Annotated in this window: 9 protein-coding genes and 1 riboswitch; of the genes, 4 read left to right on the forward strand and 5 right to left on the reverse strand. The window is 72.7% G+C overall.

All coding sequences use genetic code 11. From position 1 onward, the window contains the following. Positions 1-138 precede the first annotated feature (138 nt). The 3 genes from ABEE00_RS04750 (at position 139) to ABEE00_RS04760 (ending at position 3,857) form a co-directional block, all read left to right on the forward strand. Positions 139-1,476: a hypothetical protein gene (locus ABEE00_RS04750; protein WP_345743945.1), complete on the forward strand. Its 1,338-nt coding sequence runs from the start codon at positions 139-141 to the stop codon at positions 1,474-1,476. 34 nt (positions 1,477-1,510) lie between these two features. Continuing rightward, positions 1,511-3,010, forward strand: coding sequence for a M1 family metallopeptidase (locus ABEE00_RS04755; RefSeq protein WP_345743946.1), 1,500 nt, complete (start codon positions 1,511-1,513; stop codon positions 3,008-3,010). Between the two features lie 61 nt (positions 3,011-3,071). Beyond that, the gene (locus tag ABEE00_RS04760; RefSeq protein WP_345743947.1) at positions 3,072-3,857 is read left to right on the forward strand and encodes a class I SAM-dependent methyltransferase; all 786 of its coding nucleotides are present in this window, start codon (positions 3,072-3,074) and stop codon (positions 3,855-3,857) included. Positions 3,858-4,005: 148 nt separating this feature from the next. Here ABEE00_RS04760 and metE read toward each other — a convergent pair whose 3' ends face one another. The 4 genes from metE to aceA form a co-directional block, all read right to left on the reverse strand. Next, entirely contained in the window at positions 4,006-6,330 is a 2,325-nt protein-coding gene (gene metE / locus ABEE00_RS04765) for a 5-methyltetrahydropteroyltriglutamate--homocysteine S-methyltransferase (RefSeq protein ID WP_345743948.1), read from the reverse strand. 194 nt (positions 6,331-6,524) lie between these two features. Beyond that, positions 6,525-6,752, reverse strand: a riboswitch (cobalamin riboswitch). Positions 6,753-6,935: 183 nt separating this feature from the next. Next, the gene (locus ABEE00_RS04770) at positions 6,936-7,829 is read right to left on the reverse strand and encodes a 3-hydroxybutyryl-CoA dehydrogenase (RefSeq protein WP_345743949.1); all 894 of its coding nucleotides are present in this window, start codon (positions 7,827-7,829) and stop codon (positions 6,936-6,938) included. Further along, the gene (gene aceB, locus ABEE00_RS04775; protein ID WP_345743950.1) at positions 7,826-9,463 is read right to left on the reverse strand and encodes a malate synthase A; all 1,638 of its coding nucleotides are present in this window, start codon (positions 9,461-9,463) and stop codon (positions 7,826-7,828) included. Before aceB ends, ABEE00_RS04770 begins: the two co-directional genes overlap by 4 nt. 128 nt (positions 9,464-9,591) lie before the next feature. Continuing rightward, on the reverse strand, positions 9,592-10,911 hold the full coding sequence (aceA, locus tag ABEE00_RS04780) for an isocitrate lyase (protein WP_345743951.1): 1,320 nt from the start codon (positions 10,909-10,911) through the stop codon (positions 9,592-9,594). Between the two features lie 372 nt (positions 10,912-11,283). On the opposite strand from aceA, the gene ABEE00_RS04785 reads away from it, so the two are divergent. Beyond that, positions 11,284-12,711 (forward strand): short-chain fatty acyl-CoA regulator family protein, encoded by a 1,428-nt coding sequence (locus ABEE00_RS04785; protein WP_345743952.1) that lies wholly within the window; start codon positions 11,284-11,286, stop codon positions 12,709-12,711. 9 nt (positions 12,712-12,720) lie between these two features. Here ABEE00_RS04785 and ABEE00_RS04790 read toward each other — a convergent pair whose 3' ends face one another. Further along, entirely contained in the window at positions 12,721-13,752 is a 1,032-nt protein-coding gene (locus tag ABEE00_RS04790) for a methyltransferase (protein ID WP_345743953.1), read from the reverse strand. Between the last annotated feature and the right edge of the window lie 90 nt (positions 13,753-13,842).

A 13,842-nucleotide genomic window follows, 5' to 3' on the forward strand; every position in this document is an offset into this window, starting at 1 on the left:
GTCCGTAGGGGAACCGGTACCGCCGTCCCGCCCCCTCTGCTGCAAGCTGCGCAACCTCAAACCGCCTCTGCGGTACGGCCGTTGACCCCGGTGCGGATGTCGTCTGGGGTCGACGGAAGCCGACCGGAGGGGGACAGGGTGCACCGTTCACCGCGCAGGGCCTTCGTGACCGGGCTCGTCGCTGCCGCCGCTCTCGCCCCGTGCCTTCCCGCGGTGGCAGCGGGCGGGGGAGACGCGGCACGTGGCCGTACGAAGCTGGTCAGCGCCACGCCGGCGGGCGCTCCCGGCAACGGCGCCTCCACCAACCTCCGTACCAGCGCCGACGGCCGCCACATCGCGTTCCTCTCGGACGCCGGCGATCTGGTGCCGGGGGACACGAACGGTGTGGCCGACGTGTTCGTGCGGGATCTGCGCACGGGCAGGACCGAGCGGGTCAGCGTGGCGAGCGACGGGGCGCAGAGCGATGCGGGGTCGGGCTCGCTCGGCGTCAGCCGGGACGGGCGCGTCGTCGCCTTCGTGTCCTCGGCGGGGAACCTCGCACCCGGCGGCGCCGGCGGCATCTTCGTGCACGACCGCCGTACGGGGGAGACCCGCAGGGTGAGCCCGCCTGACCGGCCCTCGGACGGCGGCCCCGCTTCCTTCTCGTACGCGCCGCAGCTCAGCGCCGACGGCCGCTACGTGGCCTTCACCTCGAACGCGGCCGCGCTCTCACCCGGCGAGCCCGCGCCAGGGCCGGACAACAGGTACCAGGCGTACGTGCACGACCTCCGCACGGGCCGCACGGAGCGCGCCAGCACGGCGGCCGACGGTTCCCGTGCCGACCGGGACGCGCGGCCCACGGCGCTGAGCGCCGACGGACGGCTGGTCTCCCTCACCACGCGCGCGACGAACCTGGTGCCGGGCGACACCAACGACGAGGAGGACGTGTTCGTACGGGACCGCCGCACGGGCCGCACCGAGCGGATCAGCGTGGCCGACGACGGCGCCGAAGTGCCCAGCCACCGCGGCGACCTGGGCGGCGGCGCGCTGAGCGCGGACGGCCGGTACGCGGTCTTCGAGTCGGGCGGCGACGCACTGGTGGCAGGCGACACCAACGACACCACGGATGTGTTCGTACGCGACCGGAGGCGCGGAACCACCGAGCGCGTCAACCTGTCGGCGGCCGGCGGGCAGTTGGCGTACCGCTCCATCTGGTCCGACATCAGCGGCAGCGGACGCTACGTCAGCTTCGCCACGTACGACCCGGGTGTGGTGCCCGGCGACACCAACGGCCGCTTCGACGTGTTCCTGCGCGACGTGGCGCGGGGCAGCACGCAGCGGATCAGCCTGGGTGAGGGCGGTGCCCAACCCGACGGCGACTCGATCGTCTCTTCGCTCGACCACCGGGGCCGCACGGTCGCCTTCGGCTCGCTCGCCGGGAACCTCGCGCGGGGCGACACGAACGACGCGCCGGACGTGTTCGCCCGGCTCCGTTGAAGCCTCAGCCCGACCCCGCAGCCATGGAGGACGCATGCGCCACCGCCCCCGTACCGCGCTCGTCTCCTGCGCGGCGGCCCTCGTCGCCGTGCTGCCGGCGCTCCCCGCAGAAGGCGCCACGCCAGGGGCCGGGTCCGGGCCGTCCCCCGGAGCGCCGGGCGCGGGCGACGCGTACTACCCCGACTACGGGAACGGCGGCTACGACGTCGGGCACTACGGCCTGCGGCTGAAGTACCGGCCGGACAACGACCGGCTGGAGGGCACGGCCACCCTGTCGGTCACCGCCACCCAGGCACTCTCGCGCTTCAACCTGGACTTCGCGCTGGACGTCGCGGAGGTACGGGTCGACGGCCGGCCGGCACGCTTCGCGCGGTCGGGCGCGCACGAGCTGGAGGTGAGCCCCGCGCGACCGCTCGCGCGCGGGCAGCGGGCCACCATCGTGGTGCGCTACGCGGGCACGCCCTCCGAGGTGCGGGTCGACGGCAGGACCAACTGGCAGCGCACGGCGGACGGCGGGATCGCGGCGAACGCGCCGGAATCGGCGTGGTGGTGGTTCCCCAGCAACGACCACCCGGGCGACAAGGCCACCTTCGACGTGGACGTCACCGTGCCGGACGGCACCCAGGCGATCAGCAACGGCACGCTGGAGTCCCGCAGTTCACGAGGGGGCTGGACCCGCTACGCCTGGCGCTCCGACAAGCCGCAGGCCACCTACCTGGCCACTCTCGCGATGGGCGGATACGACATCGCCCAGGACACCACGTCGAGCGGACTGCCCGTGCTCACCGCGTACGGCACCGGCCTCGGCGCGGACGAGGGCGCGGCCCGCGCGAGCGTGGAGCGCACCGCCGAGGTGACCGAGTGGCTGGAGCGGCGCTTCGGCCCGTACCCCTTCAACGCGGTCGGCGGCTACGTGCCGAACGTGGACGCCGCCTACGCGCTGGAGACCCAGACCCGCCCCGTCTACGCCAAGGGCGCCTTCGCGCGCGGCGCCAACGTCTCCGTGGTCGTCCACGAGCTGGCGCACCAGTGGTACGGGGACAGCGTGACCGTACGGAAGTGGAAGGACGTCTGGCTCAGCGAGGGCTTCGCGCGCTACGCGGAGTGGCTCTGGTCGGAGGAGCAGGGCGAGGGCACGGCACGGGAGCTCGCCGACTACGCGTACTCCCTCTACCCCGCTGACGACCCCTTCTGGAGCGTGCGCCCGGGAGACCCGGGGCCGGAGAACCAGTTCCATCCCGCCGTCTACGCCCGCGGCGCCATGGCGCTCCAGGCGCTGCGCGACGCCATCGGCGACCGCGCCTTCTTCGCCGTGCTGAAGGGGTGGCCCGCGCGCCACGCGTACGGCAACGCGAGCGTCGAGGACTTCACCGCGTACGCCGAGAAGATCTCCGGGAGGGAGCTGGGGTCCCTCTTCGATACGTGGCTGTACCGGCAGGGGAAGCCGCCGTCGGCGAGGGCCGGTGCGGCGCCTGAGCGACCCGCCTCCTGGAAGGAGATCCAGGCCACGGACCGCCTGCACCGCGGCCGGTGATCCGTCTGACATGCTTACGCAGATGCGAATGGTTTGCATCTAGCGTCCGCGGAGGGATGGCATGACGGAAACGCGCGCCGGCACCGACTGGGCCGCGTGGCAGCGGAGTTGGGACAGGCAGCAGGAGTGGTACATGCCCGACCGCGAGGAGCGGTTCCGGGCCATGCTGGACGCCGTGGAGGCGGTCGCGGGCCCGCAGCCCGTGGTCCTGGACCTGGCCTGCGGCACCGGAACGATCACCGACCGGCTGCTGCGGCGGATGCCGGGTGCCGCGAGCACCGGAGTGGATCTGGACCCGGCGCTCCTGGCCATCGCCGAGGGCCACTTCGCCGGCGACGACCGCGCACGCTTCGTCAGCGCGGACCTGACCGACCCGCACTGGACCGACGCGCTGCCCCACCGCTCCTACGACGCCGTCGTCACCGCCACCGCGCTGCACTGGCTCGACACGGAGCAACTGCGGGCGCTGTACGGGCAGGTGCCGGGGGTCCTGCGTGAGGGCGGAGTGTTCCTCAACGCCGATCACATGCTGGACGAGACCGCGCCCCGCCTCAACGCGGCGCTGGACGCGCACCACCAGGCCCGCCAGGAGCGCGAGAAGGCCGAGGGCGCACAGGACTGGGCCGCGTGGTGGGCGGCCGTCGCCGAGGACCCGGCCCTGGCCGGCGCGGCCGAGGAGCGCTTCGCGCTCTTCGACGACCCGCGCGACCCGTCCACCCGGCGGCCCCGCGGCGAGCGCCCCACCACGACGGACTGGCACCTCACCACCCTGCGCGAGTCCGGCTTCGCCGAGGCGCGGGCGCTGTGGTGCTCCCCGCGCGACGCGCTGGTGGCCGCGCTGCGGTGAGCCCGGCTGGACGCGCGCACGGCGCTGAACGCGCGGAACAGAGCTGAACGCTCGTACAAGCGCAGGGAGAAGAAGAGGGTGCGGGGCGGGCGGGCCGACAACCGCCCGCCCCGCTGTGGGACCCCTGCCCCCTAGGGAAGGGCGGGGGTCAGCCGGTGTGGCCCGGCAGCTCGCCGCGTACCGTGCGGGCCGCAGCGACCAGGTTCTCCAGGCTCTCCCGGGTCTCGGGCCAGCCGCGGGTCTTCAGGCCGCAGTCCGGGTTGACCCACAGCCGCTCGGGCGGCAGCGCCTCAAGCCCCTTGCGGAGCAGGGCCGTCGCCTCCTCGGCGCTCGGCACGCGCGGCGAGTGGATGTCGTAGACGCCCGGGCCCGCCTCGCGAGGGTAGCCGTGGTCGGCCAGCTCATGCGCGACCTGCATGTGCGAGCGCGCGGCCTCCAGGCTGATCACATCGGCGTCGATGTCGTCGATGGCCTGGATGATGTCGCCGAACTCGGCGTAGCACATGTGCGTGTGGATCTGCGTCGCGGGACGCACACCCGCCGTCGACAGCCGGAAGGACTCGGTGGCCCACTCCAGGTAGGCCGGGCGCCCGTCGGCCCGCAGCGGCAGCGTCTCGCGCAGCGCCGGCTCGTCCACCTGGATCACCGAGGTGCCCGCCGCTTCGAGGTCGTTGACCTCGTCGCGCAGCGCGAGCGCCACCTGCCTGGCCGTCTCCGCCAGGGGCTGGTCGTCGCGCACGAAGGACCAGGCGAGCATGGTGACCGGGCCCGTGAGCATGCCCTTGACCGGGCGCTTCGTCTGGGACTGCGCGTACGTAGTCCAGGCCACGGTCATCGGCTCGGGACGCGAGATGTCGCCGGCCAGGATCGGCGGGCGGACGTAGCGGGTGCCGTACGACTGGACCCAGCCGTGCTGCGTGGCCAGGTAGCCGGAGAGCTGCTCGGCGAAGTACTGCACCATGTCGTTGCGCTCGGGCTCGCCGTGCACCAGCACGTCGATGCCCGCCTTCTCCTGGAAGGACAGCACCTCGCGGATCTCGGTCTTGATCCGCTCCTCGTACGCCGCCGCGTCGATCCTCCCCTTGCGCAGGTCGGCGCGGGCCGTGCGCAGTTCGGCTGTCTGCGGGAAGGAACCGATCGTGGTGGTCGGCAGGAGCGGCAGGCCCAGGTGCTCGCGCTGCGCCTTGGTGCGCTCGGCGTAGGGCTGCGAGCGGCGCGTGTCGGCCGCGGTCACCGCGTTCGCGCGCTCGCGCACGGCGGGGTTGTGGGTGATCGAGGAGGCCCGGCGGGACTCCAGGTCGCGGCGGTTGGCCGACAGCGCCTCGGCGGCCTTGTCGGCTCCCTCGTTCAGCGCCTGCGTCAGGGTGACGATCTCGGTCGTCTTCTGCCGCGCGAAGGCCAGCCAGCGCAGCACCTCGGGGTCGATGTCGCCCTCGGCCTGCGCGTCGAGCGGGACGTGCAGCAGCGAGCAGGAGGCCGCCACGTCCACCCGGTCGGCCAGCCCGGTCAGGGAGTTGAGGGTGGTGAGCGACTTCTCCAGATCGTTGATCCAGATGTTGCGCCCGTTGACCACCCCCGCCACCAGGCGCTTGCCGGAGAGCCCGCCCAGCTTGCGCAGGTCCTCGGCGTTGGCGGCAGCGGCCTCGGTGAAGTCCACCGCGAGGCCGTCCACGGGGCTCTTGGCGAGCACGGGCAGCGCCTCGCCGAGCCGGTCGAAGTACGAGGCGACCAGCAGCTTGGGCCGGTCGGCCAGCTTGCCCAGCAGGTCGTAGGCGCGGGAGGCGGCCTCCAGCTCGGCCTTGCTGCGGTCCTGCACCAGCGCGGGCTCGTCGATCTGCACCCACTCGGCGCCGGCCGCGCGCAGCTCACCCAGGATCTGCGAGTACACCGGCAGCAGCTTGTCCAGCAGGGACAGCGGCTCGAAGCCGGGGTTCACGCCCGGGGCGGGCTTGGCCAGCAGCAGGTAGGTGACCGGGCCCACGAGCACCGGCCGCGGGGTGAGCCCCAGCGCCAGCGCCTCCTTGAGCTCGGCGAGCTGCTTGACCGGGTTGGCGGAGAAGGCCGTGTCGGGGCCCAGCTCCGGGACCAGGTAGTGGTAGTTGGTGTCGAACCACTTGGTCATCTCCAGCGGCGCCACGTCCTGGGTGCCGCGGGCCATGGCGAAGAAGCCGTCCAGCGCGTCGGCCTCGACGGCCGCGCGGTGGCGTTCCGGAATGGCACCGACCATCACACTGGTGTCCAGCACGTGGTCGTAGTACGAGAAGTCGCCGGTCGGCACCTCGTGGATGCCGGCGCCTGCGAGCTGCTGCCAGTTGGCCTTGCGCAGGTCCTGCGCGGTCTGCCGGAGGGCGTCTGCGGTGACGCGGCCCTTCCAGTAGCCCTCGATCGCCTTCTTGAGCTCCCTGTTGGGGCCCTGGCGGGGGTAGCCGTACACGGTGGCCCGTGCTGCCGCGGCTGCGGACTTGGCTGTCACGGAACTCTCCTTCGCGAGATCTCTCCTCGGACATCCCGGATCGGGACGAGGACGCGAAGGCGACGGCAGGAGGACGGGAACCGGGCGCGCGGCCTGCGCCCACCGTCCTTGCCTGCTTCCGGGAAACGGTGTCGACACCGTCCGGAAGCGCCCTCCGACCTGCCCTCGAGGTCACCGGGATCCGCACACGACAGGGCGCGTGCGGGCAACGGGCAGGTCTTCGGACTCGTGGGCGCGCCTGCCGGAAACTCATGCTCCGGCGGGCTCCTACTGGCCGTCGCTTCCCGGCCCTTGCGGGCCAGTGCTCATGACGGCGGTCGTTCCCACTCACCGCTGCGGGGCAGTCCCGGAGTCACACCGGGTTCCCTCTTACGACGCCTCCCACCTGGCGGGTGGGGCGAACCAGCTGCACTGCCAGCCTAAACGGATCACCCCGCCCCTGAACAGGGCACCGTGATCATCGGCGGGCGCCGCAGGGCGCCGCGGTTCGCTCAAGACCGCCGCCGCTGAGCGGTAAGTCCCGGGCCGGGCACGCCCGTTGTCGCGCCCGGCCCGCGCCGCCCGCGCTCACCCCTCAGAGGCGCGGGCGACAGCACCAGGGACCCTCACCCCTGGTCGTACACGTGGAACCCCCGGCCGCTCTTGCGGCCCAGCAGCCCCGCCTCGACCATGCGGCTGAGCAGCGGCGGAGCGGCGTACAGGGGCTCCTTGAACTCCTCGTACAGCGAGGCGGCGATGGAGGCCACGGTGTCCAGGCCGATCAGGTCGGCCAGCTCCAGCGGCCCCATCGGATGCGCGCATCCCAGGCGCATGCCCGCGTCCACGTCGGCTGCCGTGGCGAAGCCGGATTCCGCCATGCGCACGGCGGAGAGCAGGTACGGAACGAGCAGTGCGTTGACCACGAAGCCCGCCCGGTCCTTCGAGCGCACCACGGTCTTGCCCAGCGTCTCCGTGGCGAACTCCGCGGCGGCGCGCGCCGTTTCGGGTGACGTGTGCAGCGAGGTCACGACCTCGACCAGGGGCAGCACCGGCACCGGGTTGAAGAAGTGCAGGCCCAGCACGCGGTCGGCGCGCCGCGTCGCCATGCCCAGGCGCATCACGGGGATCGAGGAGGTGTTGGTGGCCAGCACCGCCTCGGGGTCCTCCACGATCTTGTCGAGGAGGGTGAAGACCTCGGCCTTGGCCTCCGCGTTCTCCACCACGGCCTCGACGACGAGCTGCCGGTCGGCCAGGTCCTCCAGGTCTCCGGTGAACACCAGCCGGGCCTGCGCGTCCTCGGCCGAGATGCGGTCGAGCTTGCCGCGCTGGACGGCCCGTTCCAGCGACTCCGCGACCCGCTCTGCGGCTCCCCTCGCGGCGGTCGCGTCGGCCTCGCACACCACGGTGTCCAGGCCCGCGCGTGCGCACACCTCGGCGATGCCGGCGCCCATCCGCCCGCCGCCCACGACGCCGATCCGCCGGAAACGGGGGTTCGGCACGGGGCCCGGACCGGGGCTCATGCGGCTCCCTCCGTGGCGCGCACCAGGTGCTCCGCGTACGCCTCGGTCGTGAAGTAGGCGGGCAACTCGCGGGAGAGCGCGGCGCGTTCGAGCACGGAGCGCGCCTCCAGGGTCAGTGCGCCGGGGTCCTCCTTCGCCAGCGCGGCGCACTCGCGGTCCAGCAGCGCGTGGACGGTCGCGGGGTCGGTGGCGCCGTGCCGCAGCCACTGCCACAGATGGCAGCGGGCGATCTCGGCGGTGGAGGCGTCGGCGGCCTCGCCCTCCAAGGGGACCTCTCCGCTGCCACGCAGCCAGGCGTCGATGTAGCGCAGCGCCACGGCGATGTCCGCGCGGATGCCCTCCTCGGTGGGCGGCCCGGCCGTACGGCGTACGGCGAGCAGGTCCCGTGCGGTGATGTGCACGTCATCGCGGGTGCGCTCGATCTGGTGCGGGCGCCCGGCGAGCGCGCCGTCGAACACCGCGCGGCATGTGGGCACCAGCGCGGGGTCCACGACCGCCGATCCGTCGAAGCCGTCCTCGGCCTCGCGCTCCTTGTCCAGCCGCACCGCGGCGAGGGCCGCCTCCCGCGCGTGAGGTTCGGCGCCGGGGCCGGATGCGGGGAGCTGGGCGGCGAGCCCGCCGAGGGCGTGGGCGCCGCGCTTGTGGCAGGTGCGCACCAGCAGGTCGGTGTAGGCGCGCATGAACGGCGCCGTCATGGTGAGCCGACTGCGGTCGGGCAGGAGGTAGTCGGGGCGGTGCGCGAAGTTCTTCACGAGGCTGAAGAGGTAGTCCCAGCGCCCGGCGTTCAACCCCGCGCTGTGCTCGCGGAGTTCGTGCAGGATCTCCTCCATCTCGAAGGCCGCCGTGATCGTCTCGATCAGCACCGTGGCCCGCACCGTGCCGCGCGGGATGCCCAGCAGGTCCTGGGCCAGCACGAACACGTCGTTCCAGAGCCGGGCCTCGTAGTGGTTCTCCAGCTTGGGGAGGTAGAAGTACGGGCCTGAACCGGCGTCGATCCGGTGCTGGGCGCAGTGGAAGAAGTACAGGCCGAAGTCCACCAGCGCGGCCGACAGCGCGCGGCCGTCGATGCGCAGATGCTCCTCGGTGAGATGCCAGCCACGCGGACGGACGACCGTTGTGGGCGGCACCTGCGCGGCGGCGTCCCCGCGATCGCCGGACCCGGCCCCGTACGCCGGAAGCCCGGCTTGGTTCGGCGGCAGCTCGGCCCCGTACACCGCGAGATCGCGCAGCACCACCTGCCCGCCGATGACGTTCTCCCAGGTCGGGGAGGTGGCGTCCTCGAAGTCGGCCATCCAGACCTGGGCGCCGGAGGCGAGGGCGCGGGCCGCCGCCTCGCGGGTCGGCTGTCCGAAGATCTCCACGCGGCGGTCGGTGAGCCCGGGGGCCGGCGGGGCCACGCGCCAGTGCGGGTCCTCGCGGATGCCGGCGGTGGCCACCGAGAAGTCCAGCGGTTCGCCGGATGCCAGCCGCAGCGCGCGGCGGCGCCGCTCGGTGAGCAGCGCACGGCGCCGGTCCTCGAACGCGGCGTGCAGGCGCCCGAGGAAGGCCAGCGCCTCCGGGGTGAGGATCTCGTCGTGCCGGTCCCCGTGCGGGGCGAGCACCTCGACGGGACGGGTGAGCGTGGTGGACGGCATGCGGGGCTCCCTCGCTTCAAGAGGCCGTGGAACGCGGAGAGGTGGGGGAGAGGGGGCGGGCGGCGGCCGCCGGTGCCGGGCGCGGGGAGGCGGCCCGGGTCACCGGCGGCGCGCGCCGCGCGGCCGCCTCAGCGGAACTGCTGCTCCTCGGTCGACCCGCTCATCGCGGTCGTGGCCGAGTCCGGGTTGAGGGCGTTGGAGACGGCGTCGAAGTAACCGGTGCCGACCTCGCGCTGGTGCTTCACGGCGGTGAAGCCCTCCTTCTGCGCGGCGAACTCCTTCTCCTGGAGGTCCACATAGGCCGTCATGCCGGACTCCGCGTAGCCCTTGGCCAGATCGAACATGCCGTGGTTGAGGGAGTGGAAGCCGGCCAGGGTGATGAACTGGAAGCGGTATCCCATCGCCGCCAGCTCCCGCTGGAACTTGGCGATCTGGTCGTCGTCCAGCGCCGCGCGCCAGTTGAAGGAGGGCGAGCAGTTGTAGGCCAGCATCTGGTCCGGGTACTGCGCGTGGATCGCCTCCGCGAACTCCCGCGCCTGGTCCAGGTCCGGCGTGCCGGTCTCCATCCACAGCAGGTCGGCGTACGGGGCGTAGGCGAGGCCGCGCGCGATCACCGGCGCCATGCCGGGCTGTACGCGGTAGAAGCCCTCCGCCGTGCGCTCGCCGGTGCAGAAGCGGGCGTCGCGCTCGTCGACGTCGCTGGTCAGCAGGTTGGCGGCGAGCGCGTCGGTGCGGGCCACGATGACCGTGGACACGTCCGAGATGTCGGCGGCCAGCCGCGCGGCGTTGAGCGTGCGCACGTGCTGCGAGGTGGGCACGAGCACCTTGCCGCCCAGGTGCCCGCACTTCTTCTCGGAGGCGAGCTGGTCCTCGTAGTGGATGCCCGCGGCGCCCGCCGCGATCATCGCCTTGGTCAGCTCGAAGGCGTTGAGCGGCCCGCCGAAGCCGGCCTCCGCGTCGGCGACGATCGGAGCGAGGTAGTCGATGCCGTTCGCGGTCCCGGGCCCCTCGCCCTCCGCCGTGGCGATCTGGTCCGCGCGCAGCAGCGCGTTGTTGATGCGGCGCACCACCTGCGGCACCGAGTTGGCCGGGTAGAGGGACTGGTCGGGGTAGGTCTCGCCGGCGAGGTTGGCGTCGGCCGCGACCTGCCATCCCGACAGGTAGATCGCCTGGAGCCCGGCCTTGACCTGCTGCACCGCCTGACCGCCGGTGAGTGCGCCGAGCGCGTGGATGTAGTCGCGCTCGTGCAATTGCCGCCACAGCCGCTCGGCGCCGCGGCGCGCGAGGGTGTGCTCCTCGCGGACGCTGCCGGAGAGCCGCACGACCTCCTCCGCGCTGTAGGAGCGCTCGACCCCCTTCCAGCGCGGCTCGGTCGCCCAGCGCCGGGCCAGCTCCTGCGCGGTCTCGGTCGTCGTGCCCGCTTGCGCTGTCGTGTCTGCCTGCGTCATGACCCTCTCCGGTGAACGGTGCGAGTGGTTGCTTCGGGTGGATGCTGCGAGTGAACGGTGCGAAGGTGTGGCATCCAGTGCCATCAACTGCCCTTCGCTGACTGCTCTGCCGTCGTGCGGCCCGCCGGAGCGCCGGAGGAGACGATGCGCGTACCGATGCGAAGGTGCCGGGATCTCCGACGTCAGGGCGTGAATCGTGCCCCGGTTTCCGCCGCGGTCGCCGGTGTCCGGCGGGCCGTACAAAGAAATCTCTCAGCGGCACCTAGTGCCAACAAGGGGCGAACGCTGCTAAGTTCTGCGCATCTTCGGACGCGTTTTTGCCAAGCTTGCGAAGGGTGTGCCGCCGGGGGACGGCAGGAAAGGGGGACCGCGGTGAGCAAGACGTACGCAGGGGCCCGGCTGCGCAGGCTGCGCGAGGAACGGCGGATCAGCCAGGCCGAGCTGGCCCGCATGCTGGCGATCTCGCCCAGCTATCTGAACCAGATGGAGCACGACTCGCGGCCGCTCACGGTGCCCGTGCTGCTGCGGCTCACCGAGGTGTTCGGCATCGACCCCGGCTTCTTCTCCGAGAGGGACACCAGCAGGCTCGTCGCCGACCTGCGCGACGCGCTCGCCGAGGAGGTCGCGGCTTCCCGCGTCTCACCCTCCGACCTGTCCGAACTCGCCGCGCGCATGCCGGAGGTCGCCTCGGTCCTGGTCGATCTGGGGCGGCGCAACCAGACCCTGGCCGAGCGGCTGTCGGAGAGCGCCGAGGGACGCGGACCGCGTGCCGAGCCCGCCACCCCGCGCTCCGCGCACGAGGAGATCCGCGAGTTCTTCTACCGCCGCCAGAACTACCTGCACGAGACCGACCTCGCGGCCGAGGACCTCGCCTCCCGCATCGGCATACGGCCGGGCGAAGTGCAGCAGGCCCTCGCGGCGCGCCTCGGACACCACGGCGTACGGCTGGCCACCGACGCGACCCGGCAGCACCACTACGACCCCGACACCCGCGTACTGCACCTCTCCGGCAGGCTGCGCCCCGGCCAGCGCGCCTTCCGCATGGCCACCCAACTCGCCTTCCTGGAGTACGGGGAGCAGCTCTCGGCGCTGGCCTCCGAGGACTTCCCCGAGGGCTCGCAGGCGTGGACGCTCGCGCGCATCGGCATCGCCAACTACTACGCGGCCGCGCTGATCCTCCCGTACCGCGCCTTCCACGCGGCAGCCGAGGAGGTCAGATACGACATCGAGCGGCTCACCGACCGCTTCGGGCTCGGCTACGAGACGGTGTGCCACCGCCTCAGCACGCTGCAGCGGCCCAAACTGCGCGGCGTGCCCTTCTCGTTCGTACGGGTCGACCGCGCGGGCAACCTCTCCAAGCGGCAGTCCGCCACCGACTTCCACTTCTCACGCGCGGGCGGGACGTGTCCGCTGTGGGGCGTGTACGACGCGTTCGCCGCGCCGGGACGCATCCAGGTGCAGATCGCAGCCATGCCCGACGGGCAGCGCTATCTGTGGACCGCGCGCACCGTGACCCGCTTCCGGGGCGGCTGGGGCGAACCGGGCAAGACCTTCGCCATCGGCCTCGGCTGCGAGATCCGGCACGCCTCGCGACTCGTCTACTCCGACGGCCTCGACCTCTCCGACACCTCGGCCGACACCCCGATCGGCATGGGCTGCCGTGTGTGCGAGCGCACCGACTGCCCGCAGCGCGCGGTGCCGCCGCTGGACCGCCCGCTGTCCGTGGACGAGAACAGCAGCACCTTCGTGCCGTACCCGGTGATGCCCGAGCGGCGGGGCGCGCCCGAAGAGGAGGCGTGACCGAGGTCGTCAGACCGCCTCGGCCTCGACGATCGAGGGCATCACGCCGGTCGGCAGCACGCGCAGGAAGCGGAATCCGGAGCGTGACAGCAGCTCCTCGAACTCGGCCGCCGTACGCTCCTTCCCCCGCACCATCATCAGCATGATGATGTCGATGCTCACCGCCGGATGCGGAGTGCCGTCGCCCGGCAGTACGGCGTCGATGACCAGCAGCCGGGTGCCCGGGGTGACCGCCGCGCGGAGGGTGCCCAGGATGCGCAGGCAGTCCTCGTCGGGCCAGTCGTGGAGGATGTTCTTGAGCAGGTACACGTCCCCGCCGGAGGGCACCCCGGTGAAGAAGTCCCCGCTCTCCGCGCGCCAGCGCCCCTTCAACTCCTCGGTGTCCAGCAGGTGTTCGGCCACCGTCTCGGGGCGGTCGTAGAGCACGCCGTGCAGGCCGGGCGAGCGGGTCAGCAGCTCGCTGAGAAGGGCGCCGCGGCCGCCGCCGACGTCCACGGCCGTGCCGCCGGCGGGGAGCGGACAGGCGGCCGCGATGCGCTCGTCGGCGTTGCTGATGCGGGTGGTCATCGCCGCGTCGAAGAGGCTGCCCTTCTCGGGCTTGGCGGCCAGATGCTCGAAGAAGGGGAGCCCGTACGCGGCCTCGAAGCCGGGCTCTCCCGTACGCAGCGTCTCGGCCAGGCCTTCGGCGGCGCGGCGGAACATCTCGTCCGTATACATCAGCGCGGGCGCGTGCTGCGAGCCCGGCACGTCCGAGCGCAGCAGCGTCCCCTCCTCGGTGAGCGCGAAGGTGCCGTCCGCGTCCTCGGCGAAGAGCCCGCGGGTGGCGAGCAGCCGCAGCAGCCGGCGCAGCGGCCCGGCCTGCGCGCCGGAGGCCGCCGCCAGGTCCTCGGCGGTGCGCGGCCCCTCGGCGAGCAGATCCGGAATCCCGTACTGCACGACGGTCCGCAGCACCGAGGCGCCGATGTGCCCGTACATGAGGTCGAAGAGCGGCGGCACGGCGCCCGTGCGGGGCCCGTCCGGCTGCGCGTCTGAACTGGTCACGGAGCGCTCCTGCCGTCGTGGGTGCGATGCGGTGAACAGTATTGACCAGTGTCGATCGGTTGTACGGGAGACGGGTCAGGTGGCCCGCGC

It is taken from the genome of Streptomyces odontomachicola, assembly GCF_039605595.1.
Taxonomy (GTDB): domain Bacteria; phylum Actinomycetota; class Actinomycetes; order Streptomycetales; family Streptomycetaceae; genus Streptomyces.

What these genes read in the sequence shown, in the direction of transcription:
- ABEE00_RS04755 (WP_345743946.1), top strand. Translation starts at nt 1,511, where the DNA reads ATGCGCCACCGCCCCCGTACCGCGCTCGTCTCCTGCGCGGCGGCCCTC.
- ABEE00_RS04760 (WP_345743947.1), top strand. Translation starts at nt 3,072, where the DNA reads ATGACGGAAACGCGCGCCGGCACCGACTGGGCCGCGTGGCAGCGGAGT.
- ABEE00_RS04770 (WP_345743949.1), bottom strand. Translation starts at nt 7,829, where the DNA reads ATGAGCCCCGGTCCGGGCCCCGTGCCGAACCCCCGTTTCCGGCGGATC.
- aceB (WP_345743950.1), bottom strand. Translation starts at nt 9,463, where the DNA reads ATGCCGTCCACCACGCTCACCCGTCCCGTCGAGGTGCTCGCCCCGCAC.
- aceA (WP_345743951.1), bottom strand. Translation starts at nt 10,911, where the DNA reads ATGACGCAGGCAGACACGACAGCGCAAGCGGGCACGACGACCGAGACC.